This is a genomic window from Streptomyces sp. NPDC051064 (assembly GCF_044455985.1).
Taxonomy (GTDB): domain Bacteria; phylum Actinomycetota; class Actinomycetes; order Streptomycetales; family Streptomycetaceae; genus Streptomyces.
Genome location: NZ_JBITFK010000002.1, coordinates 968,519 through 992,083 on the forward strand (window position 1 = coordinate 968,519; position 23,565 = coordinate 992,083).

General features: G+C 71.6%; 13 protein-coding genes. 6 read left to right on the forward strand and 7 right to left on the reverse strand.

The window, feature by feature from the left end:
- Window positions 1-30: 30 nt before the first annotated feature.
- The 3 genes from ACIBCU_RS11360 to ACIBCU_RS11370 all read right to left on the reverse strand — a co-directional run bounded on the left by ACIBCU_RS11360 (window position 31) and on the right by ACIBCU_RS11370 (window position 5,535).
- The gene (locus ACIBCU_RS11360) at window positions 31-1,473 is read right to left on the reverse strand and encodes a maltokinase (RefSeq protein WP_399230747.1); all 1,443 of its coding nucleotides are present in this window, start codon (window positions 1,471-1,473) and stop codon (window positions 31-33) included.
- Between the two features lie 262 nt (window positions 1,474-1,735).
- Window positions 1,736-3,442, reverse strand: a complete 1,707-nt coding sequence (gene treS / locus ACIBCU_RS11365) for a maltose alpha-D-glucosyltransferase (protein ID WP_362931668.1) — start codon at window positions 3,440-3,442, stop codon at window positions 1,736-1,738.
- Window positions 3,439-5,535: an alpha-1,4-glucan--maltose-1-phosphate maltosyltransferase gene (locus tag ACIBCU_RS11370; RefSeq protein WP_362931670.1), complete on the reverse strand. Its 2,097-nt coding sequence runs from the start codon at window positions 5,533-5,535 to the stop codon at window positions 3,439-3,441. Before ACIBCU_RS11370 ends, treS begins: the two co-directional genes overlap by 4 nt.
- A gap of 710 nt (window positions 5,536-6,245) precedes the next feature.
- Between ACIBCU_RS11370 and glgP the strand changes: the two genes are divergently transcribed.
- Together glgP and ACIBCU_RS11380 are read left to right on the forward strand one after the other, a co-directional pair.
- Entirely contained in the window at window positions 6,246-8,933 is a 2,688-nt protein-coding gene (gene glgP, locus ACIBCU_RS11375) for an alpha-glucan family phosphorylase (RefSeq protein WP_362931672.1), read from the forward strand.
- Window positions 8,934-9,120: 187 nt separating this feature from the next.
- Window positions 9,121-10,932: a SpoIIE family protein phosphatase gene (locus ACIBCU_RS11380; protein WP_399230908.1), complete on the forward strand. Its 1,812-nt coding sequence runs from the start codon at window positions 9,121-9,123 to the stop codon at window positions 10,930-10,932.
- A 93-nt stretch (window positions 10,933-11,025) separates the two neighbouring features.
- On the opposite strand, the gene ACIBCU_RS11385 is transcribed toward ACIBCU_RS11380, so the two are convergent.
- The 3 genes from ACIBCU_RS11385 to ACIBCU_RS11395 all read right to left on the reverse strand — a co-directional run bounded on the left by ACIBCU_RS11385 (window position 11,026) and on the right by ACIBCU_RS11395 (window position 17,420).
- On the reverse strand, window positions 11,026-13,071 hold the full coding sequence (locus tag ACIBCU_RS11385) for a M4 family metallopeptidase (protein WP_399230751.1): 2,046 nt from the start codon (window positions 13,069-13,071) through the stop codon (window positions 11,026-11,028).
- 678 nt (window positions 13,072-13,749) lie between these two features.
- Window positions 13,750-15,621 carry an ABC transporter ATP-binding protein gene (locus tag ACIBCU_RS11390; RefSeq protein WP_399230753.1) on the reverse strand — a complete coding sequence of 624 codons (1,872 nt, stop codon included), beginning with the start codon at window positions 15,619-15,621 and terminating at the stop codon, window positions 13,750-13,752.
- Window positions 15,618-17,420 (reverse strand): ABC transporter ATP-binding protein, encoded by a 1,803-nt coding sequence (locus ACIBCU_RS11395; protein ID WP_362931680.1) that lies wholly within the window; start codon window positions 17,418-17,420, stop codon window positions 15,618-15,620. Before ACIBCU_RS11395 ends, ACIBCU_RS11390 begins: the two co-directional genes overlap by 4 nt.
- A 153-nt stretch (window positions 17,421-17,573) precedes the next feature.
- Here ACIBCU_RS11395 and ACIBCU_RS11400 point away from each other — a divergent pair, with 153 nt between their 5' ends.
- Genes ACIBCU_RS11400 through ACIBCU_RS11415 form a run of 4 tightly spaced genes read left to right on the forward strand, consistent with a single transcriptional unit; the run spans window position 17,574 to window position 21,249 of the window.
- Window positions 17,574-18,482: an ABC transporter ATP-binding protein gene (locus ACIBCU_RS11400; RefSeq protein WP_362931682.1), complete on the forward strand. Its 909-nt coding sequence runs from the start codon at window positions 17,574-17,576 to the stop codon at window positions 18,480-18,482.
- A gap of 2 nt (window positions 18,483-18,484) precedes the next feature.
- Complete coding sequence (locus tag ACIBCU_RS11405; RefSeq protein ID WP_362931684.1) at window positions 18,485-19,258, forward strand: ABC transporter permease; 774 nt, start codon at window positions 18,485-18,487, stop codon at window positions 19,256-19,258.
- A 58-nt stretch (window positions 19,259-19,316) separates the two neighbouring features.
- The gene (locus tag ACIBCU_RS11410) at window positions 19,317-20,570 is read left to right on the forward strand and encodes a sensor histidine kinase (protein WP_399230756.1); all 1,254 of its coding nucleotides are present in this window, start codon (window positions 19,317-19,319) and stop codon (window positions 20,568-20,570) included.
- Between the two features lie 22 nt (window positions 20,571-20,592).
- Window positions 20,593-21,249 carry a response regulator gene (locus ACIBCU_RS11415; RefSeq protein WP_399230758.1) on the forward strand — a complete coding sequence of 219 codons (657 nt, stop codon included), beginning with the start codon at window positions 20,593-20,595 and terminating at the stop codon, window positions 21,247-21,249.
- A gap of 24 nt (window positions 21,250-21,273) precedes the next feature.
- Here ACIBCU_RS11415 and glgX read toward each other — a convergent pair whose 3' ends face one another.
- Complete coding sequence (gene glgX, locus ACIBCU_RS11420; RefSeq protein ID WP_399230760.1) at window positions 21,274-23,508, reverse strand: glycogen debranching protein GlgX; 2,235 nt, start codon at window positions 23,506-23,508, stop codon at window positions 21,274-21,276.
- Window positions 23,509-23,565: the final 57 nt, after the last annotated feature.

Sequence of the window (23,565 nt, forward strand, 5' to 3'; positions counted from 1 at the left end):
AGGCTCGGGGGTGAGTGGTGGGAGCGGAGGTCACGCGGTCGTGCCGGCCAGGCGCTGGATGGCGGCCATCGGTACGGGCAGCCAGTCGGGACGGTGGCGGGCCTCGTACAGCACCTCGTACACCGCCTTGTCGGTCTCGTGGGCGCGCAGCAGCTCCGGCTCGGCGCGTGGATCGGAACCCGCCGCGCGGGCGTAGCCCTCGCAGTACGCGGCACGGCAGCGGGCCGCCCATTCGGGGTTCCACGGGTGGTGCGAGCGGGCCGCGTAGTCGAAGGACCTGAGCATCCCCGCGACGTCACGCACCGTCGGCTGCGGGGCGCGCCGTTCGGGCAGCGGCCTGTTCGGCTCGCCCTCGAAGTCGATCAGCGACCAGAAGCCGTCGTCCCCCCGCAGGGTCTGCCCGAGGTGCAGGTCCCCGTGGACCCGCTGCGCCGCCCAGCCGCACCCCGTGTCCCCGAGCGCCGCGACCGCGTCGAACGCGGTGCGCAGCCCCGGTACGTACGGGACGAGGGCCGGGACCGCCTGGGCGGCGGCCTCCAGCCGCTCCACCATCCCGGCCACCAGGTCCCTGGTCCGGTCGTGGGCCAGGGGCGGCGTAGGCAGCGCGGCGGCCAGGGCGATGTGCACCTCGGCGGTGGCCCGGCCGAGCGCGTGCGCCTCCGGTACGAAGTCCCGCCCGGCGGCCAGCGCGGCGAGCGCCAGCTGCCAGCCGTCCTGAGCGCCGCGCAGGAACGGCTGCAGCACCCCGAGCGTGAGCGGCTCCGGGCTCGTCGTCGCCTCGAACCAGGCCACCGGGGCGGGTACCCGGCCGCAGCCCTCGCGGCTGAGCGCGAGCGGAAGTTCGAGATCGGGGTTGGTGCCGGGGAAGACCCTGCGGAAGATCTTCAGGATGAAGGCGTCCCCGAAGACGAGCGAGGAGTTGGACTGCTCGGCGTCCAGGACGCGGGGGGTGAGGCCCGGCGGGATCGGTTCCGCCCGGTCGAAGCGGAGAGGGCCGAGGGAACCGGGGTTACGGAATCGTTCCAGCAGAAGGTCGGCGACGCGCGGGTCGTGCAGCCCCTCGTACAGGGTGCGGCCGGCCAGCGGCCCGGCCGTGACCTGCCCGATGCGGGCTCCGGCCAGGCGCGGGGGCAGCGTGGTGCGCACGCCGAGCAGCAGCTGGTAGCAGTCCCCCTGGGCAGGCGCGGGGCGGCCGCCCGGCTGGTGCACCCGGACGAGCAGGTGCAGCAGTCCGGGGCCCGCGCCCGCGGCGTCCAGAGGCAGTATCTCGGTGGCCGCGACGAGGGAGAAGCCGGTGACGGCCTGCCCCTTGCCCGCGAACCACCGCTGCCGGGGCACCCACTCGTGGAGCAGCGGGGCGAGCGACGGCAGCAGGGCGGTCGTGCCCGTGGTGCTCGTCGAATGTCTTCTTGCCGTCTTTCTTGATGTCGTGCTCTTCGCCAGGGCGACTCGAGTGGATGCAGCCTCCGACATGGCATCGCGTCCTTTCCCCGGGCACACCACAGGATGCGAAGAGTGTCCCGGATTGCGGCAATGGCTGTCCGGCTGTGCGGGACGTGTCGGGTGAGGAAAAGTCCGTAGGGACTCGATCAAATGCTCGATCAATGGGCCACAAGTGCCCGGAGGAGCCGGGAAGTGCTCGATATGGGGGAGGGTGCCCCGTGCGGGGCGGCGGAAACCGCCCCGCGGGTGGCGCCCCGGAGGTGAGGCGCCGTCAGCCGTCCGCCGTCTCTGGTCAGCCGACCGGAGCGTCCTTCCGCAGCCGGAACCAGTAGAAGCCGTGCCCCGCGAGAGTCAGCAGGTAGGGCCACTGACCTACAGCGGGGAAACTCACCCCGCCGATCAGCTCCACCGGATGACGCCCGTCGAAGGCCCGCAGATCGAGCTCGGTCGGCTGCGCGAACCGCGAGAAGTTGTGGACGCACATCACGAGATCGTCCTTGTACTCGCGGGTGAACGCGATCACCGCGGGGTTCGACGACGGCAGTTCGCTGTACGAACCGAGACCGAAGGCGGGATTCTGCTTGCGGATCTCGATCATCCGCCGCGTCCAGTGCAGCAGCGACGACGGCGAGGCCATCGACGCCTCGACGTTGGTGACCTGGTAGCCGTAGACCGGATCCATGATCGTGGGGAGGTAGAGCCGCCCCGGGTCGCTGGAGGAGAAACCGGCGTTGCGGTCGGGCGTCCACTGCATCGGGGTGCGCACGGCGTCACGGTCGCCCAGCCAGATGTTGTCGCCCATCCCGATCTCGTCCCCGTAGTAGAGGATCGGGGAGCCGGGCAGGGACAGCAACAGCGCCGTGAACAGCTCGATCTGGTTGCGGTCGTTGTCCAGGAGCGGCGCGAGACGCCGGCGGATGCCGATGTTGGCCCGCATCCGCGGATCCTTGGCGTACTCCGCGTACATGTAGTCGCGCTCTTCGTCCGTGACCATCTCGAGCGTGAGCTCGTCGTGGTTGCGCAGGAAGATGCCCCACTGGCAGCCCGACGGGATCGCCGGGGTCTTCGCCAGGATTTCCGAGACCGGGTAGCGGCTCTCACGCCGTACGGCCATGAAGATGCGGGGCATCACCGGGAAGTGGAAAGCCATGTGGCACTCGTCGCCGCCGGCCGTGTAGTCGCCGAAGTAGTCGACGACGTCCTCCGGCCACTGGTTGGCCTCGGCCAGCAGCACGGTGTCCGGGTAGTTGGCGTCGATCTCCTTGCGGACCCGCTTGAGGAAGCCGTGGGTCTCCGGGAGGTTCTCGCAGTTCGTCCCTTCGCGCTGGTAGAGGTAGGGCACGGCGTCGACGCGGAAGCCGTCGATGCCGAGGTCCAGCCAGAAGCGCAGGGCCGAGATGATCTCCTCCTGCACCGCCGGGTTCTCGTAGTTGAGATCGGGCTGGTGCGAGAAGAACCGGTGCCAGTAGTACTGCTTGCGGACCGGGTCGAAGGTCCAGTTGGACGTCTCCGTGTCGACGAAGATGATCCGCGCGTCCGGGAACTGCTTGTCGTCGTCGGCCCAGACGTAGTAGTCGCCGTACGGCCCGTCCGGGTCGGTGCGGGACTGCTGGAACCAGTCGTGCTGGTCGCTCGTGTGGTTCATGACGAAGTCGATGATCACGCGCATGCCGCGCTGGTGCGCGGCGTCGACGAACTCCACGAAGTCGGCGAGGTCGCCGAATTCGGGCAGCACGGCCGTGTAGTCGGATACGTCGTAACCACCGTCGCGCAGAGGTGACTTGAAGAACGGTGGCAGCCACAGGCAGTCGACGCCCAGCCACTGCAGATAGTCCAGCTTGGCGGTGAGGCCTTTGAGGTCACCGACGCCGTCCCCGTTCGAGTCCTGGAAGGACCGCACGAGTACCTCGTAGAAGACGGCGCGCTTGAACCAGTCGGGATCGCGGTCCTTGGCGGGAGTGTCCTCGAACAGGTCGTGGACAGGCTCATTGACGATCATGGTGTGGGTGACCCTCCGGTCGGCGGGGACGGTCGCAGGACCGCGATGTGCGCGGGTGTGACACCCGGCTCCAGACGCACATAGAAGGCCCTGCCCCAGTGATAGGTGTCGCCGGTGAGCTCGTCGCGCACCGGCACGCTCTCGTGCCAGTCGAGGCCGAGACGCGGCATGTCCAACGAGACCGTGGCCTCCTGGGTGTGGTGAGGGTCGAGGTTGACGACCACCAGAACGATGTCCGAACCCGAGCGCTTGCTGTACGCGATCAGCGCCTCGTTGTCGACCGAGTGGAAGTGGACGTCGCGCAGTTGCTGGAGCGCCGGATGGCGACGCCGGATCCTGTTGAGGGAGGTGATCAGGGGAGCGAGCGAGCGGCCCTCACGTTCCGCCGACTCCCAGTCCCTGGGCCTGAGTTGGTACTTCTCGGAGTCCTGGTACTCCTCGCTCCCGGGACGCACCGGGGTGTTCTCGTACAGCTCGAAGCCCGCGTACACGCCCCAGGAGGGGGACAGCGTCGCAGCCAGCACGGCCCGGGCACCGAAGGCGGGACGGCCGCCGTCCTGCAGGTAACCGGGAAGAATGTCGGGCGTGTTCACGAAGAAGTTGGGCCGCATGTACGAGGAACTCTCGCCCGAGAGCTCCATGACGTACTCGGTGAGTTCCTGCTTCGTGTTACGCCAGGTGAAGTACGTGTAGGACTGCTGGAAGCCGACCGAGGCCAGCGTGCGCATCATCGCGGGGCGGGTGAAGGCCTCGGCCAGGAAGATCACGTCCGGGTCGGTGCGGTTGATGTCGGCGATCACCTTCTCCCAGAAGACCACCGGCTTGGTGTGCGGATTGTCGACGCGGAAGATCCGTACGCCGTGCTCCATCCAGTACCGCAGGATGCGCACGGTCTCCGCGACGATCCCGGGCAGGTCCTTGTCGAACGCGATCGGATAGATGTCCTGGTACTTCTTGGGCGGGTTCTCGGCGTAGGCGATGGTCCCGTCGGCGCGGTGGTGGAACCACTCCGGATGCTCCGTCACCCAGGGGTGGTCCGGGGAGCACTGGAGGGCGAAGTCCAGCGCGATCTCCATCCGCAGCGTGCGGGCCGTCGCGACGAAGTGGTCGAAGTCCTCGATCGTGCCGAGATCCGGATGGACGGCGTCGTGCCCGCCTTCGGCCGAACCGATCGCCCAGGGCACTCCCGGATCGTCCGCTCCGGGGGAGAGGCTGTTGTTGGGGCCCTTGCGGTGGGTGGTGCCGATGGGGTGGATCGGCGGGAGATAGACGACGTCGAACCCCATCGCGGCGACGGCCGGAAGTCGCTCGGCGGCGGTCCGGAACGTGCCGCTGAGCATCCGGGGAGCCGGCGGCGGGAGCTGCTCGGTGACAGCCGCCGGGGCCTTCTTGCGGGTGGCGGCCGTCTTCGCGGTCTTCGTGGCCCGTGGCTTCCGGGCGGGCTTCGGGGGCTCCGCCGGCTCCGGCCGGGCGCCCTCGGAGCGCGGGAACATCTCGTACCAGGAGCCGTACAGGGCGCGCCGGCGCTCGACGGTCAGCGGCAGTGGCCGGGACGTGGTGACCAGTTCGCGCAGGGGATGCCGGCCGAGCGCCTCGTCCACCTCGGCGGTCAGCGCTGCGGCGAGCCGGGAGGCCGCCGGGCGCTTCGTGTCGCGCAGCGCGTCGACGGCGGCCAGCACCGCCTCGCGGCCGTCCTTCTTGGGCACGCCCTCGGCGGCGCGGGCGTACAGCTCGGCCCCCTCCTCCAGGACCAGCGCGGTGTCGATGCCCGCCGGGATCTTGATCCGCGCGTGCGAGCGCCAGGTGGTGACCGGGTCGCTCCACGCCTCGACGGTGTACGTCCAGTGCCCCTCCGACCCCGGGGTGACGTCGGCGCCCCACCGGTCCGTGCCCGGGGCCAGCTCGCGCATCGGCGTCCAGGGGCCGGGCCGTCCGCTCGGGTCGCACAGGACGACATTGGCGGCCACGGCGTCGTGGCCCTCGCGGAACACGGTGGCGCTGACCTCGAAGGTCTCACCCGCGACGGCTTTGGCGGGCCGTCTGCCGCAGTCGACGAGCGGACGGACGTCCAGGACGGGAATGCGACCGATCATGGAATCACCTGGGGGTCGGAGCTCGGCATGCACGGCGCGCGACGTGGGCGTGAAGGGTTGACCGCGCGCGCCGCGATGGTGGGGTTGCGTCCTTTGTAGCTGCTCGGTTGTGGGCTGGCGGGCTGTGGGCATGGCCGCTCCTGTCCGCGTTCACTCGAATGGCACTCGAATGGCAGGCGCGCGGGGGATTCGTGCTCCGACCGGGGCACCTGAGGATGTGCAGCGCGGGGGTCTTACCGAGGGAGCCTTCCCACCGTTTTCGAGTGGCCAACCCGGCGGTGTGTTAACTCCTGGGTGCAACCGGAGCACGCGCTGTGGGCCGCGCGCCGGTCCCCCGGCCGACGAGCGGGCACCCCCGCAGCCTTCCCTGAGGTGCGGGGTGTCACAAGTCCGCGTGAGGTGAGGAAATCAGCCATATCGCCCGTGACAGAAGGGTGCGTAACTGGCGCATCTGGCCCATGGGGCGAGAGGGGCCCGAGATGCCGGCGGGACCCCGGTGACAGGGGGCATCCAGGAGCCGGCTGAGGGAGGGCGCGCGCGGTGCAGCGCGGGGGACGGGAGCGGGTGGGCCGCCCCGCGCCGTACCCACTGAGCCGGTCGCGCGCCGTGGTCGCGTACGGCGGCACACCGCTACCGTCGAGGGTGACGGAGAGGGCGCCCACCGTCGTGCGTCCCCTCGGATCCGTACGTCCCCTGTAAAGGTGGGATACGTGAAGGCCATTCGTCGATTCACCGTGCGTCCCGTCCTCCCCGAACCCCTGCGACCGCTCAGCGACCTCGCCCGTAATTTGCGCTGGTCCTGGCACACCGAGACCCAACAGCTCTTCAAGGCGGCCGACCCGGAGGGCTGGCGGCCCGCGGACGCCGACCCCGTGCGTCTGCTCGGCGCCGTCTCCGCCGCACGCCTCGCCGAGCTGGCCGGGGACCAGCACTTCATGCGCCGGCTCACCGAGGTGTCCGAGGGCCTCCGGGACTACCTCGGCGGCCCGAGGTGGTATCAGGACCAGCTCTCCCGGGGCGCGGAGCTCCCCGCGGCCATCGCCTACTTCTCACCCGAATTCGGCGTCACCGCCGCGCTGCCCCAGTACTCGGGCGGGCTCGGCATCCTGGCCGGCGACCATCTCAAGGCCGCCAGCGACCTCGGCGTACCGCTCATCGGGGTGGGCCTGCTCTACCGGCACGGCTACTTCCGCCAGAGCCTGTCCCGGGACGGCTGGCAGCAGGAGCACTACCCCGTCCTGGACCCCAACGAACTGCCGCTCACCCTCCTGCGGGAGGCCGACGGCACCCCCAGCAGGGTGGTGCTCGCCCTGCCCGGCGGCCGGTCCCTGTACGCCTCGGTCTGGCAGGCCCAGGTCGGGCGCGTCCCCCTGCTGCTCCTCGACTCCGACGTCGAGGAGAACGCACCGGGCGAGCGTGACGTCACCGACCGGCTCTACGGCGGCGGCAGCGACCACCGGCTGCTGCAAGAAATGCTGCTCGGCATCGGCGGGGTGCGCGCCGTGCGCACCTACTGCCGGCTGACCGGGCACGCGGCCCCCGAGGTGTTCCACACCAACGAGGGGCACGCCGGATTCCTCGGCCTGGAGCGGATCCGGGAACTCTCCGAGACCGGGCTGGACTTCGACGCCGCCCTGGAGGTCGTACGGGCCGGCACCGTCTTCACCACGCACACCCCGGTACCCGCCGGGATAGACCGCTTCGAACGGCAGCTCGTGGCCCGTCACTTCGGTGACGACGGGGAGCTGCCCGGGGTCGGCGTGGAGCGGATCCTGCGCCTCGGGATGGAGACCTACCCCGGAGGTGAGCCCGACCTCTTCAACATGGCGGTGATGGGGCTGCGGCTCGCCCAGCGCGCCAACGGGGTCTCCACCCTGCACGGAGCCGTCAGCCGGGAGATGTTCTCCGGGCTGTGGCCGGGATTCGACCCTTCCGAGGTGCCGATCACCTCGGTGACCAACGGGGTGCACGCCCCGACCTGGGTCGCGCCCGAGGTCCTCCGGCTCGGCGCGGGCGCGTTCGGCTCCGAGCGCGCGGAGAACGCCCTCGCCGGCGCCGAGGTCGGCATCGAGGCCGGCGCCGACGGCGGGACGGCGGGCGCGGGGGGTACCCCCAGACGCTGGGACGCCGTGACCGCGGTCCCCGACCGCGAGATCTGGGACCTCCGCAGAGGGCTGCGCGAGCAGCTCGTCACCGAGGTGCGCAAGCGTCTCTACGCCTCCTGGCGCCGTCGCGGCGCCGGCACCGCCGAACTGGGCTGGATCGACGGAGTGCTCGACCCGGACGTGCTGACCATCGGCTTCGCCCGCCGGGTGCCCTCGTACAAGCGGCTGACGCTGATGCTGCACGACCGCGACCGCCTCCGTGAGCTGCTGCTCCACCCGACACACCCGATCCAGATCGTCGTCGCCGGCAAGGCCCACCCGGCCGACGACGGTGGCAAGCGGCTCGTCCAGGAGCTGGTGCGGTTCTCGGACGACCCGAGGGTGCGCCACCGCATCGTCTTCCTGCCGGACTACGGCATGGGGATGGCCCAGAAGCTCTACCCGGGCTGCGACGTCTGGCTCAACAACCCGCTGCGCCCCCTGGAGGCGTGCGGCACCAGCGGCATGAAGGCGGCGCTCAACGGCTGCCTCAACCTCTCCGTGCGCGACGGCTGGTGGGACGAGTGGTTCGAGCCCGACTTCGGCTGGGCCATCCCCACCGCCGACGGCTCCGCCACCGACGAGGAGCGGCGCGACGAGCTGGAGGCCAACGCCCTCTACGCGCTGCTCGAGGACCGGGTCGCCCCCCGCTTCTACGACCGCGACGCCGACGACCTGCCCCAGCGGTGGATCGAGATGGTCCGCCGCACCCTGGTCACCCTGGGCCCCAAGGTCCTCGCGGGCCGCATGGTGCGTGAGTACGTCGAAAGGCTCTACGCCCCCGCGGCGCAGTCGCGCCGGGCGCTGGAGCCGGCGGCCGCCCGCGAGCTCGCCGCCTGGAAGGCCAAGGTCCGCGCGGCCTGGCCGCAGGTGGCGGTCGACCACGTGGAGGCCGCCGCCGACACGGTCGTCGGCGGATCCGCCGAGCTGGGGTCCACCCTGGCGCTCCGGGTCCGGATCGCTCTGGGCGGCCTCGACCCGGAGGACGTGGAGGTGCAGGTGGTCGCGGGCCGGGTCGACTCCGGGGACGCGATCGCGGAGGCCCAGACGTACCCGCTGAAGCCGGCGGGCGGTCACGACCTGGAGGAACGCTGGCTGTACGAGGGTCCGCTCGCCCTCGACCGTACGGGCCCCTACGGCTACACCGTGCGTGTCCTGCCCTCGCACCGGCTGCTCGCCTCGGGTGCGGAGCTGGGCCTGGTCGCGGTGCCGAACGCGTCCACGGGCGACGGCGGCGGGGTGCTCCTGCGCTGACTCCCCCGCTCACGGTGGGCCCGGCGCGCAAGCACGCCGGGCCCACCCGTGTGTCCTGCGGTCCACCTGGTACCGGCAGGGGTGCATTCGGCGTGATCTCGCTAACATGACAGCCCTGCCGGTGTGGCCCTGAGGCCACCGACACGACAGCGAGGCGTCCCACCGGGCGCGAGTGGAGGTCAGCACGGTGAACGGCGGCGGAGGCCGAGCGAGACGCCTGACCCGTCGGCTGGCCGCGCAGAACGGCTCATCACGGCAGTTGCACATCCGCCGGCCGGAACCCGCGGGACCGCCTCGGGGGGACCGCTTCACCAACGCGGCCCGGATGCGCTGGCTCAACGAGGCGAGCACCCGGATCGGCACGACGCTCGACCTGGAGCGAACGGCCCAGGAGCTGGCCGGATTCAGCGTCCCGCGACTGGCCGACGCCGCCGCCGTCGATCTGCTGGAGTCCGTGCTGCGCGGCGAGGAGGGCGAGCGCGTCACCGGCGCCGCGGTGCCCGTCACCCGTGCCATGGCGGTGCGGGCCATCGACGCGCTGGCCGGACTCGAACCGGCCCCGGTGGGCGAGGTGGTCGACCGCCGGGAACGCCGCGAGACACTGCTGACCACCGAGTGCCTGCGCAACGGCCGGCCCGTGCTGGTCAGCCGGATGACCCCGGAGGACTACGAGCGCGTCGCGCCGACGCCGAGCGCGGCGGAGGCGATGCGCCGTCAGCGTGTCCACAGCTACATGGCCGTGCCGCTGACCGCCCGTGGCGTCCTGCTGGGCTCCGCCGACTTCGTACGCGCCGGTGACAGCCCGCCCTTCAGCCGCGTGGATCTGGACCTGGCGGGTCAGCTGGCCTCCATGGCGGCCGTGTTCATGGACAACGCGCGGCTCTACGGACGCGAGCGCGAGCATGTCGTCTCGCTCCAGCGCTCCCTGCTCCCGCGCGCCACACCGCACACCCCCGGACTGCGGGTGCACGCCCACTACGCGCCGGCCGTCGACGCGCACGGGGTGGGCGGTGACTGGTACGACGTGGTCGCGCTCCCCAGCGGGCGTACGGCGCTGGTCGTCGGCGACGTCACCGGGCACGGCCTGCCCGCCGCGGCCACGATGGGCAGGCTGCGGACCGTCGCCCGTACGCTCATGATGCTGGACATCGCCCCCGACCGGCTCCTCGCCCGGCTGGACCTGGCCACCCGCGATCTGGAGGACGACCAGGTCGCCACGTGTCTGTGCGCGGTCTACGACCCGGCGGACTCCAGCTACACGATCGCGAGCGCCGGCCATCCGCCGCCGCTGCTCGTCGAAGCGGACGGGACCGCCCGCTATCCCGACGTGCCGGTCGGAGCGCCGCTGGGTGCCGGGGTCATCCCTTACGACCCGCTGAGACTGCGCGGACCGGCCGGCGGCCGGCTCGTGTTCTACACGGACGGGCTGATCAAGACGCGCACCGACGACGTGGACGTACAACTGGAGGGGCTGCGCGCCTCCGTGTCGGCCATGGCGCCCGAGAAGCTCGACGCCGGTGGCCCGCTCACCTCGCCGCGGCGGGACGACGGCCGGTTCGACGAGGCGGTGCTGCTGGTCGCGGGGGGCCACGAGCTCACTCCTGACGTCCGGTTGCGGGAGTGGGACCTGCCCACGGAGGGCAACCCCGCCTCCACCGCCCGCAAGCTGGTCACCGAGCAGCTCGCCCGGTGGGGCCTGGACGAACTCGCCGATGTGACGGAGCTGGTGGTCAGCGAACTGGTCGGCAACGCCCTGCGCTACGGCGGCGGGCCCGGCCGGCTCAGGCTGCTCTGCGACGAGCGGCTCCAGGTGGAGCTGGCCGACACCGGGCCCGACCTGCCGCAGATCCAGCACGCCGACCTGAGCGACGAGGGCGGCAGGGGGCTCCAGCTCATCAACCTGCTGTGCCGCAGCTGGGGTTCGTGCCGGACGGCGTCCGGCAAGATCGTCTGGGCCGAGCAGAACATCCCCGGCCGGGACGCGAACTCCCCGCACTGACACGCGGAACAGCCCCGGGGAGGGTGCTCCCCGGGGCTGTTCCACTGCTGCCGCGCGTTCCGTGGCGACGCCCTGATCAGCGTCGTACGGTGCTCAGAAGGTGAGCTTGACGCTGTTGAAGGTGCCGGTGTCGCCCGAGTAGACGTCCTGGACCTTGAGGTTCCACGTGCCGTTGGCCGTCTCGGACGAGGCGTTGACCGTGTAGGTCGCCACCACGTTGTCCGCGGAGTCGCTCGACGAGGAGTTCTTCAGGCGGTACGCCGTGCCGTCCGGGGCGACCAGGTCGAGGACGAGGTCACCGCGGTAGGTGTGGCTGATGTTCACCGCCACCGACAGGTCGCTGGGCGCATTGCCGGTGATGCCGCTGACGATGACCGGGAAGCTGGTGGTGCTCCGGTCGGCGATGGCCTTGACGGTCGTGTTCTGGAAGACCGTGCCGCCCGGGTCGGGGTCGCCGCCGCCGGGACGGGAGCCGACGGCTATGCCGGCCCAGGCGTTGGCGACCGCGGTGTACTCGGCGCTCGTGGTGCCGTACAGCTCACCGGCCACGGCGAGGGTGCCGGTGCGGGCCGCGGCGTAGTTCGTGGTGGAGGTGAACTTCGTGGTGAGCGCCTTGAACCAGATCTGCAGCGCCTTGTCCCGGCCGATGCCGGTCACCGGGAGCCCGTCGGACGTCGGGGAGTCGTAGGAGACCCCGTTGACGGTCTTGGCGCCGCTGCCCTCGGAGAGCAGGTAGAAGAAGTGGTTCGCCGGCCCCGAGGAGTAGTGGACGTCGACCGAGCCGAGGCCCGAGTACCAGGAGTCCTTGGACGCGCCGTCCTTGCTGGGCTTGTCCATGTAACGCAGCGGTGTGCCGTCGCCGTTGATGTCGATCTTCTCGCCGACGAGGTAGTCGCCCGGGTCCGTGGCGGTGTTGGAGTAGAACTCCACGCCGGCCGCGAAGATGTCCGAGGTGGCCTCGTTGAGACCGCCCGACTCACCGCTGTAGTTGAGACCGGCGGTGTTGGAGGTGACGCCGTGCGTCATCTCGTGCGCCGCCACGTCGAGCGAGGTCAGCGGCGCGGCGTTGCCGCTGCCGTCGCCGTACGTCATGCAGAAGCAGCTGTCGGACCAGAAGGCGTTGACGTAGCTGTTGCCGTAGTGGACACGGGAGTACGCCCCGACGCCGTCGCCCTTGATGCCGGTGCGGCCCATGACGTTCTTGTAGAAGTCCCAGGTCTCCGCGGCGCCGTAGTGCGCGTCGGCGGCGGCCGTCTCCGTGTTCGACGCGCTGCCGTTGCCCCAGATGTCGTCGGGGCCGGAGAACAGGGTCCCGGTGCCGGACGTCCCGCGGTTCAGGTTGTACGTCTTGTGGTTGCCGCGCGCGGAGTCGGTCAGGTTGTACGAGCTTCCGGAGCCCGAGGTGCCCAGCGTCACCTGGCCGCTGTACTGCGTGTTGCCCGTGCCGGTCTCGATGGCCTGCCACTCGAAGAGCTTGGCGCCCGACGTGGCGTCCGTGATGACGTGCAGCTCGTTCGGGGTGCCGTCGTGCTGGAGGCCGCCGACCACGGTCTCGTACGCGAGCTGCGGGGTCCCGCTCGCCGCCCAGACGACCTTGCGCGGGGCCTTGCTCGCCTCGGTGCTCTTCGAGCCGTCGGCCCGCGCCGCGGTGAGCGCCTGCTTCTCGGCGGTGGCCGGTGCGACGTCCGCGGTGGTGCCGACCGCCTTCAGCTGCGCGCCGGTGGCCCTGGACGCCTTGGTGACGCCCTCGGTCGTGCCGGACTTCGACTCGGCCACGACCAGGTCGCCGCCGAGGACGGGGAGACCGTCGAGCGTGCGCTCGTAGCGGGTGTGCGTGGTGCCGTCGACGTCCTTGACGACATCGCGGACGACGAGCTTCTCCGTGGCGCCGAGACCGAGTTCGTCGGCGGTGGCCGCCTTGGTGGCGTTGGCCTCGCGGAGCAGTTCGGCGCGCTGGGCGGGGGAGAGCTTGGCGGGGAGCGCGCCGGGGTCGGCGCCCTTCACCGCGGCTACGGGAGCGGCGCTCGCGGCTTCGGGGGCGGCCGTTGCGGCACCGCCCTGCATTCCGACGGCGAGGAGGGCTGCTGCGGCAATCAGAGCGCCGGTCGCGGTGGCACGACGGCTGGGCGTGGGTCTCACGCGGACTCCTTCTGCGAGGGGGGCGACGGCCGACTGGGTGAGCCGGCCGGCAGAGCAGGCGGTGCCTAGAACGGGGGAAGAGTGTCAGCCGGAACAGGGGTGTGTCAGGACCGCGTCAACACATTGGCCGGAAGTCGTCCGTTGCCGGAATGGTCATGTTCGTTAAGCGGACGTTTCGCCGTGTGTCGTCGGTGTGGCGCAGGAGGTTGCTGAGATTGACATCCGCCGTACACCGCAGGGCAGAGAGGGGTTTCCGTCGGTACCCGCCGTGGCCGGGGTGCGCTCGGGGAAGCGGACGGGACCACGGGCTGAGACGGCCCGCGGGTATGGCCGGTTCCGGGCCGGGGGCGGGAGGTCCCGTCGTACGGTGTCAGCCCTCGATGTGCCGCAACGGGCCAGGCGCGCCCGGTCGTCTCACCCCGGAGGCGCGGTCAGGAGGCACGGTCAGGCTCTCACGGCTGGTCGTGTCGGGGCTGTGGCAGACGCCGTCGGCGGCAATCGTTCCGTCCGGATTCAGCTCCAGCGTCCGCCACGGGTCGGTCCATACGGTCGCCGTCCGGGCCGGACTCGGTACGGTCGGATCGCCGGCGGGCACCGGGGCGAAGCCCACCACTCTGTGCGGGACTCGGGCCCCCGGAACGGCGAGGTGCAGCCGGACCGGGGGGAGCGGACGCGACCTCAGGCCAGGCTCTCCCGCCACGCGCGGTGCAGGCCGGCGAACCGACCCGTACCGCCGATGAGTTCGGCCGGTGAGCCGTCCTCCACGATCCGCCCGTGCTCCATCACCAGGACCCTGTCCGCGATCTCCACGGTCGACAGGCGGTGCGCGATCACCACCGCCGTGCGGCCGTGCAGCACCGTGTCCATCGCCCGCTGCACCGCCCGCTCGCCGGGGATGTCCAGCGAACTCGTGGCCTCGTCGAGGATCAGCACCGCCGGGTCCGCGAGCAGCGCCCGCGCGAAGGCCACCAGCTGGCGCTGGCCTGCGGAGATCCGGCCACCCCGCTTGCGGACGTCCGTGTCGTACCCGTCGGGCAGGGAGCTGATGAAGTCGTGCGCCCCGATGGCCTTGGCCGCGTGCTCGATCTCCTCCGGCGTCGCCTCCGGACGGCCGATCGCGATGTTCTCCGCGATCGTCCCGGAGAACAGGAACGCCTCCTGGGTCACCATCACCACGCCCCGCCGGAGTTCGGCCGTCGCCAGGTCGCGCAGATCGGCGCCGTCCAGGAGGACCCGGCCCTCCGTCGGGTCGTAGAAGCGCGCCAGCAGCTTGGCCAGCGTCGACTTGCCCGCGCCCGTCGAACCGACCACGGCCACGGTCTGGCCCGCGGGCAGGGTCAGATCGAAGCGCGGCAGGACCTCGCCACCCGTGCGGTAGGCGAACCGCACCCCGTCGAACACGACCTCCCGGCCCGGGTGCTCACCGGTGAGGGCCGGCAGCACCTTCGGGGCCACGGGCTCGGGCACCGAGGGGGTCTGCGCCAGCAGACCGGCGATCTTCTCCAGTGAAGCGGCAGCCGACTGGTAGGAGTTGAGGAACATCGCGAGCCGGTCGATCGGGTCGTACAGCCGCCGCAGATAGAGCACCGCCGCGGCCAGCACGCCGAGCGCCAGCGTGTCCGACGCCACCCGGTAGGCGCCCCAGAGCACCATCGCCGCCACCGCCGTGTTGGCGACGAGCCGGGAGCCCACGACATAGCGGGCCATCTCCAGCAGCGCGTCGCCGTTCCTCCGCTCGTGACGGCGGTTGAACACCGCGAAGTCCTTGTCGTTGGCGCGCTCCCTGCGGAACGCCTGCACCGGGCGGATCCCGTTCATCGTCTCGGCGAACTTCACGATGACCGCGGCGATCGCCGACGAACGCGCCGAGTACGCCTTGGCCGCCCGGCGCCGATAAGCCCGCACCAGCAGATACAGCGGGGCGAAGGACGCCACGGCGATGGCGCCGATGCCGACGTCGAGCCAGAGCAGCATCAGGGAGATCGAGACGAACGACAGGACCACGCCGATGAGTTCCTGCAGGCCCTCGCTCAGCAGCTCCCGCAGGGATTCCACGTCGGTGGTCGAGCGGGAGATCAGCCGGCCCGAGGTGTAGCGCTCGTGGAAGTCCACACTCAGCGCCTGCGCGTGCCGGAAGATCCGCCCGCGCAGATCGAGCAGCACGTCCTGGTTGATCCGGGCGGCCGCCCGGATGAAGGCGTACTGGAGCAGGCCCGCACCGACCGAGCACACCGCGTACCCGATGCCCACGGCGGCCAGCGGGCCGTAGTCGTGGTCCCGGAACGCGGGCACCCCGCTGTCGATGGCGTAGGCGACCAACAGCGGCCCCGCCTGCACGGCGGCCTGCTGGACGAGCAGCAGGAGGGAGGCCACGAGCACCCTGGCCCGCAGCGGTGCGAGCAGGGACGTCAGCAGCGCCCGGGTGGCACCCCGGGGAGCGGGCAGGGCGTCGGCGTCGAACGCGTCCCCGTCACCCCCGGCCGGACCGGGCTCGCTCCCGGGGAGATCCTCGTCGTCGAGGGCGGGTCCGGCGGCAGTCGTACTGGTCATCGGGTGCTGCCCTCCTCGGGGGCGAGAACGCCGGTGCTCCGGTCGCCGGACATCAGCCAGGCGTACTCGGCGTTGGTGCGCAGGAGTTCCTGATGGGTGCCCACGGCGCTGATCCGGCCCTCGGACAGCAGGGCCACCCGGTCCGCGAGCATCACCGTCGACGGCCGGTGGGCGACGACCACGGCCGTCGTCTCCTCCAGGACCCGCCGCAGCGCCGCTTCCACCAGCGTCTCCGTATGCACGTCCAGGGCGGAGAGCGGGTCGTCGAGCACCAGGAAGCGCGGCCGGCCGACCACGGCGCGGGCCAGCGCGAGACGCTGCCGCTGGCCCCCGGAGAGGCTCAGCCCCTGCTCGCCGACCTGGGTGTCGACGCCCTGCGGCAGCTCGCGCACGAAGTCGGCCTGCGCGACCGACAGGGCCCGGCGCAGCTCCTGTTCGCCCGCGCCCTCCGCGCCCATCAGCACGTTCTCCCCGACGGTCGCCGAGAAGAGGGTGGGTTCCTCGAAGGCCACCGAGACCAGCTCGCGCAGCCGGGGCCGCTCCATGGTGGCGATGTCCTCGCCGTCCAGCAGGATCCGGCCGCCGGTGACCTCGTGCAGCCGGGGGACGAGCGCCGTCAGCGTCGTCTTCCCGGAACCCGTGGCACCCACCAGCGCCATGGTCTCGCCGGGCCGGATCCGGAGGTCGATGCGGGCCAGGACCGGCGGTGAACCCGGCTCGGCGTCGGGGTAGCGGAACTCCACCCCCTCGAAGACCATGCCCTGCCCGGCGGTCCCGGCCGCCTCTCCCGGGGCCCCGGACCCCGGCTCCTCCGCGACGTCCATGACCTCGAAGTAGCGGTCGGCGGCCGTCGCCGACTCCTGGCTCATCGCCAGCAGGAAGCCGATCGACTCGACCGGCCAGCGCAGCGCCAGGGCCGTCGAGAGGAACGCGACGAGTGTGCCCGCGGACAGATCGCCGTCCGCGACCTCGATCGTGCCGAGCACCAGCGCCGCACCGATCGCCAGCTCCGGGATGGCAGTGATGAGCGCCCAGATCCCCGCGAGCAGCCGGGCCTTGCCCAGCTCCGTGGTGCGCAGCCGCTGCGCGAGCGCGCGGAAGGCCAGAGCCTGGCTGCGGTTGCGGCCGAAGCCCTTGACGATACGGATGCCCAGCACGCTCTCCTCCACGACCGTCGTCAGATCGCCGACCTGGTCCTGGGCCTTCCGCGCCACCAGGGCGTACTTCGTCTCGAAGACCGAGCACAGGACCATCAGGGGGACGGCGGGCGCGAGCAGCACCAGCCCCAGCGACCACTCCTGGGCGAACAGGATGACGAAACCGACCAGAATCGTCGTGGCGTTGACCAGCAGGAACGTCAGCGGGAAGGCCAGGAACATCCGCAGCAGCATCAGGTCCGTCGTCCCGCGTGAGAGCAACTGCCCCGAGGGCCAGCGGTCGTGGAACGCCACCGGGAGCCGCTGGAGATGACGGTAGAGATCGGCGCGCATCGACGCCTCGACACCGGCCAGCGGCCGGGCCACCAGCCACCGGCGGAGCCCGAACAGCCCGGCCTCGACGATCCCCAGCAGCAGCAGCCAGAGCGCCCCCAGCCATACCCCGCCCGGATCGCGGTCCGCGACGGGACCGTCCACCATCCACTTCAGGACCAGGGGGATCACCAGCGCGAGACAGGACGCGAGAACCGCCACGAGCGCCGCGCTGATCCAGCGCACACGCACCGGTCTGACATAGGGCCACAGTCGCAGGAGGGAGCGCACGGCGGACCGGTCCGCGGGCTCTGCAGGTTTCTCGGGCATCAGGAGCGAGCCTATGGTTCACCACTGACATCGCTCACGTGGTTTTCCGGTCACACGCCGCTGGTCGGAGGGACCGGTCAACCGATCGGCTGATGCCGGTACGGGCGTGACGGCGGATACCGGCGTCGGCCGCCCGCCGGAATCCTTACGGGCATGGCAATCATCGAAGTACACGGGGTGCACAAGGCCTACGGCGGCCGCCCCGCGGTCGACGGGGTGAGCTTCGCCGTCGACGAGGGGGAGATCTTCGGGATCCTCGGCCCCAACGGAGCCGGCAAGACCACCACCGTCGAATGCGTCGAGGGGCTGCGGGTCCCCGACTCGGGCACGGTCCGGGTCGCAGGACTCGACCCCGCCGTCGACCGCGACGAGGTCACCCGGATGCTGGGCGCCCAGCTCCAGGAGAGCGAGCTCCAGCCCAAGCTGACGGTGGGTGAGGCGCTGGAGCTCTACAGCGCCTTCTACCCGCGCCCCGCCGACCGGCAGGCGCTCGCCGAACGGCTCGGTCTCGACAGCCACCTCGACCGCCGGTTCGCCAAGCTGTCCGGCGGCCAGAAGCAGCGCCTGTTCATCGCTCTCGCCCTCATCGGGAACCCGCGCGTGGTCGTGCTGGACGAACTGACCACCGGCCTCGACCCCCGGGCCCGCCGGGACACCTGGAGGCTCATCGAGGAGATCCGGGACAGCGGGGTGACGGTTCTCCTGGTCACCCACTTCATGGAGGAGGCCCAGCGGCTCTGCGACAGGGTCGCGGTGATCGACAGGGGCCGCGTCGTGGCGCTCGACACCCCCGGCGGACTGATCGGCGGAGCGGCGGGATCCACCGCCATCTCCTTCACCCCTTCGGAGCCGATCGCGTACCCCGAACTCAAGGCGCTGCCGGGCGCCGTCTCCGTCGACGTGACCGATCCCGGCGGGCGGGTGGTCATCCACGGCACGGACGACACCGCCAACGCCGTGATCACGCTGCTGGCCCGCCACCGCATCACCGCCCGTCAGCTGCGCGTCGCCGAGGCGGGCCTGGACGACGTATTCCTCGACCTCACGGAACAGGCATCATGACCATGACCACGACCGTAGCCACGACCGCGTCCCGTCCGGCCCCGCTCGCCGCCGTCCTCAGGACGGAGACCCGGCTCTTCCTGCGCGAACCCGGCAGCCTGTTCTGGATCCTCGTCTTCCCGACGGCCCTGATGACGATCCTCGGTCTGATCCCGTCGTTCCGGGAGGCCGACGACGCCCTCGGCGGCCGCAGCGTCATCGACCTGTACGTACCGGTGGCCGTCCTGCTGGCGATGATCATGGCCGGTCTGCAGGCCATGCCGCCGGTCCTCACCGGTTACCGCGAACGAGGCATCCTGCGCCGGATGTCGGCCACACCGGTGCGCCCCTCGGCCCTGCTCGCGGCACAGATCGTGCTGCACGGCGCGGCCTCGCTCGGCTCGGCGGTGCTGGTCATGGCCGTCGGACGGATCGCTTTCGGCGTACGGCTGCCGGGGCAGGCGTTCGGCTATCTGCTGGCCCTTCTCCTCGCCGTCGCCTGCGTCCTCGCCCTCGGCGCGACCATCTGCGCACTGTCCCGGACGTCCAAGGTCGCGACCGCCGTCGGTTCGGTGGCCTACCTCCTGATGATGTTCACCGCCGGGGTCTGGGTGCCCGTCCAGACCATGCCGGACCTGCTCCGCCGGATCGTCGAGCTCACCCCGTTCGGCGCCGCGTCCCAGGCCCTGGACCAGGCGGCCTCCGGGAGTTGGCCGGGCGTCGCGCACCTCGGCGTCATGGTGGTGTGGACCGCGGTGCTGGGCACGGCCTCGACCCGGCTCTTCCGCTGGGAGTGACCCGGGCACCGCGCGCGAGGGAGACTGGAGCACGGGCGGGGCCGGGGGAGGGGGCGTCATGGGCAGCGGTATGACGGTCGAGCAGCGCTGGGAGCAGTTCTACCGACACGGCCCGAACACGCTGCTCGGCATCGGCCTCCTGATGGCCGTGCTCTCCGCCGACCTCGTCGGAATGTCCGAAGCCGACCGGTACGCCACGGCCGCCCTCGTCGCGGCGGCCTGCGCGCTCCAGCTGTGGTGGGGCCGGTCCAGGTCCGGGGCCCCCGCGCGCGGGGCCGCCGCCCGGAGCTACTACGCGCTGCGGACGCTGATCGCCTTCGCCCTCTGCTGGAACAACCCGTTCTTCTCCATCTACGCCATTTCCGGCTACTTCGATGTCGGTGACCTACTGCCGAAACGCTTCGTGCGCGCCGGCCTGCTGTGCACCGCCGTCACCATGGCGGGCTCCCAGTCCGGCAGCGGCATGCCCCCGGCCTCACCTACCCATTGGGTGGCCTTCGGGGCACTGTTCGTCCTGCACTTCTCCCTCGCCCTGCTCTTCGGCAACATCAGCGCCCGGGAGACGGAGCGGACCGAGCGGCAGACCGAAACCATCACCGAGCTGGAACTCGCCAACACCCGTCTGGAACAGGCCCTCGCCGAGAACGCCATCCTGCACGCCCAGCTGCTGATCCAGGCGCGGGAGGCCGGCGTGGCCGACGAGCGCAGGCGGCTCGCCGCCGAGATCCACGACACCCTCGCGCAGGGCCTGACGGGGATCATCGCCCAGCTCCAGGCCGTCACCTCGACCGCGGACCCCGCAGTGGCCCGTGAGCACCTCGACCGCGCGGCAGGGCTCGCCCGTCACAGCCTCGGCGAGGCCCGCCGCTCCGTGCACAACCTCGTGCCCGTCGCCCTGGAGCACGACACCCTGCCCGGAGCGCTGAAGAAGACGGTCGGCGCGTGGGCGGAACGGACCGGTGTGCGCGCGGACTTCACCGTCACGGGCACCGTCGAGCCGCTCCACGACGAGGTCGGGGCCACCCTGCTCCGTATCGCGGAGGAAGCCCTCGCCAACGCCGCCCGGCACGCCGGGGCGGCACGGACCGGCGTCACCCTCTCCTACATGGGCGACGAGATCACCCTGGACGTACGCGACGACGGCTGCGGCTTCGACCCGGCCGCCCCGCACCCGCACAGCGGCACGGGCGGCTTCGGCCTCGGCGGGATGCGGGCCCGTGCCGGGCGGATCGCGGGTACCGTCGAGGTGGAGTCCGAGCCCGGCATGGGCACCGCCGTGTCCGCCCGGGTACCGCTGGTCCGGCGCATCTGAACGGACGTAGCCTGGAGCCGATATGACCGATGCCCCTGGAAACGCGCGCGTCATCACCCTCCTCGTCGTCGACGACCACCCGGTCGTACGGGACGGCCTGCGCGGCATGTTCGCCTCGGCCCCCGGCTTCGAGGTGCTCGGCGAGGCCGCCGACGGAGTGGCCGCCGTCGAGCTCACCACCCGCCTCGACCCCGACGTCGTGCTGATGGACCTGCGGATGCCGGGCGGCGGGGGTGTGGCCGCCATCGCCGAGCTCGCCCGGCTCGGTGCCCGCTCCAAGGTGCTCGTCCTCACCACCTACGACACCGACTCCGACACCCTGCCCGCCATCGAGGCGGGCGCGACCGGCTATCTGCTCAAGGACGCGCCCCGCGACGAGCTGTTCACCGCCGTACGCGCCGCCGCCGACGGCCGCACCGTGCTCTCGCCGGCCGTCGCCTCCCGGCTCGTCTCACGGGTGCGCACCCCGGCCGGACCCGGCCAGGAGTCGCTGTCCACGCGTGAGCGCGAGGTGCTCCGGCTCGTCGCCAAGGGCACCTCGAACCGGGAGATCGCCGCCGAGCTGTTCATCAGCGAGGCGACCGTGAAGACCCACCTCACCCATGTCTTCGCCAAGCTGGGGGCGAGGGACCGCGCGGCGGCCGTCGCCGTGGCCTACGAGCGAGGCATCCTCGGCTGAGGCCGGCCGGCCCGGCCCCGCCCCTCACTCCGCCACCCGCAGCAGCAGCACCGACCTGCCCTCCACCGTGAGCTCCGTGCCGCCCCGGTGAAGCGTGCCGGGGGCCGTGGCCTGCTCCTCGCGCGAGGTGTCCAGCACCAGTTCGTAGGCCTGGGCCCAGGGCGGGCCGGGAAGCCGGAACGCGCAGGGCCGGTGGTCCGCGTGCAGGACCGCCAGGAAGCTGTCGTCGGTGATCTGTTCGCCCCGGGCGTCCCGGCCCGGGATGTCACGCCCGGAGAGGTAGAGCCCGAGCGTCGCGGCCGGTGCGTACCAGTCGCCCTCCGTCATCTCCGCGCCCTGCGCGGTGAACCAGGCCAGGTCCCGCAGGCCGTCCGGGGCCTGCGGCGTACCGGCGAAGAAGGCGCGGCGGCGCAGCACCGGATGGCGGTGGCGCAGGGCCAGGACCCGGGCGGTCAGCTCGGTCAGCCCCCGCCAGCGGGGCTCCTCCAGGAGCGACCAGTCCAGCCAGCTGACCTCGTTGTCCTGGCAGTAGGCGTTGTTGTTCCCGCCCTGCGTACGTCCCATCTCGTCGCCCGCCACCAGCATCGGCACCCCGGTCGACAGGAGGAGCGTGGTCAGGAGGTTGCGCAGCTGCCTCAGGCGCAGGGCGTTGACGTCCGGATCGTCGGTCTCGCCCTCGGCGCCGCCGTTCCAGGCGCGGTTGTCGTTCGTGCCGTCCCGGTTGCCCTCGCCGTTGGCCTCGTTGTGCTTGTTCTGGTAGCTGACCAGGTCGCGCAGGGTGAAACCGTCGTGCGCGGTGACGAAGTTGACCGAGGCGTACGGCCGCCTGCCGCCCCAGGCGTACAGGTCGCTCGACCCGGTGAGCCGGTAGCCGATGTCGCGTACGTCGGGCAGGGCGCCGCGCCAGAAGTCGCGTACGGCGTCGCGGTAGCGGTCGTTCCACTCCGTCCACAGCGGCGGGAACGCGCCCACCTGGTAGCCGCCGTTGCCGACGTCCCACGGTTCGGCGATCAGCTTGACCCGGCGCAGCACCGGGTCCTGCGCGATCACCGCCAGGAACGGGGAGAGCATGTCCACGTCGTGCATCGAGCGGGCGAGCGCCGCCGCCAGGTCGAAGCGGAAGCCGTCGACGCCCATCTCCGTCACCCAGTAGCGGAGCGAGTCCGTGATCAGCCGGAGGACCTGCGGCTGCACCACGTGCAGGGTGTTCCCGCAGCCGGTGTAGTCCGCGTAGCGGCGGGCGTCCTGCTGGAGGCGGTAGTAGCCGCGGTTGTCGATGCCGCGCAGGGACAGCATCGGGCCGAGCTCGCCGGCCTCCGCCGTGTGGTTGTAGACCACGTCGAGGATCACCTCGATCCCGGCGTCGTGCAGGGCGCGCACCATCTGCTTGAACTCGCCGACCTGCTGTCCCGCCGTGCCGCTCGCCGCGTAGCCCGCGTGCGGGGCGAAGTAGCCGATCGAGTTGTAGCCCCAGTAGTTGTGCAGTCCGCGCCGCAGCAGATGGTCCTCGTGGGCGAACTGGTGGACCGGGAGCAGTTCGACGGCGGTCACACCGAGGCGGCGGAGATGGCCGATCGCGGCGGGGTGGGCGAGTCCGGCGTAGGTGCCGCGCAGCTCGGGCGGGATGTCCGGGTGGAGCTTGGTGAAGCCGCGTACGTGCAGTTCGTAGATGACCGTGTCCGCCCACGGGGTCTTGGGCCTGCGGTCCTCCGCCCAGTCGTCGTCGTCATGCACGACGACGGCCTTGGGGACGTACGGCGCGGAGTCCCGGTCGTCGCGCACGGTGTCGGCGACGTGCTGCTCGGGCCAGTCCCTCACATGGCCGTACACCTCGGGCGGCAGGGTGAACGAGCCGTCCACCGCACGGGCGTACGGGTCGAGGAGCAGCTTGGCCGCGTTCCAACGGGCGCCGGTCCAGGGGTCCCAGCGGCCGTGCACCCGGTAGCCGTAGCGCTGTCCCGCGCCGATGCCGGGAACGAAGCCGTGCCAGATCTCATGGGTCAGCTCGGTCAGCGGGAGACGGGTCTCGGTGCCCCGCTCGTCGAAGAGGCAGAGCTCCACGGCTTCGGCCCCACCCGCCCAGAGGGCGAAGTTGGTGCCCGCCACACCGTCCGGCCCCACCCGGAAGCGTGCTCCCAACGGCATCGGGGCACCCGGCCATACGGGTGGTTCGTCTCCTTCGCCCTTCACGGTCGGCCGGGCCGCCACCACTCTCCCCGTCGTACGCGGCGTTTCCTCCTGCTCGGCTGTGCTCGACACCTCTAGCCTCCTGCGGCTCGTAGGAGCGGCCACCCGCCGTAGGAGTGCGCGGCGTCC

Coding starts and splice junctions, on each gene's coding strand:
- ACIBCU_RS11400 (WP_362931682.1), top strand. CDS start 17,574: ATGGCAATCATCGAAGTACACGGGGTGCACAAGGCCTACGGCGGCCGC.
- ACIBCU_RS11395 (WP_362931680.1), bottom strand. CDS start 17,420: ATGCCCGAGAAACCTGCAGAGCCCGCGGACCGGTCCGCCGTGCGCTCC.
- ACIBCU_RS11410 (WP_399230756.1), top strand. CDS start 19,317: ATGGGCAGCGGTATGACGGTCGAGCAGCGCTGGGAGCAGTTCTACCGA.
- ACIBCU_RS11370 (WP_362931670.1), bottom strand. CDS start 5,535: ATGATCGGTCGCATTCCCGTCCTGGACGTCCGTCCGCTCGTCGACTGC.
- ACIBCU_RS11415 (WP_399230758.1), top strand. CDS start 20,593: ATGACCGATGCCCCTGGAAACGCGCGCGTCATCACCCTCCTCGTCGTC.
- ACIBCU_RS11360 (WP_399230747.1), bottom strand. CDS start 1,473: ATGTCGGAGGCTGCATCCACTCGAGTCGCCCTGGCGAAGAGCACGACA.
- treS (WP_362931668.1), bottom strand. CDS start 3,442: ATGATCGTCAATGAGCCTGTCCACGACCTGTTCGAGGACACTCCCGCC.
- ACIBCU_RS11405 (WP_362931684.1), top strand. CDS start 18,485: ATGACCACGACCGTAGCCACGACCGCGTCCCGTCCGGCCCCGCTCGCC.
- ACIBCU_RS11390 (WP_399230753.1), bottom strand. CDS start 15,621: ATGACCAGTACGACTGCCGCCGGACCCGCCCTCGACGACGAGGATCTC.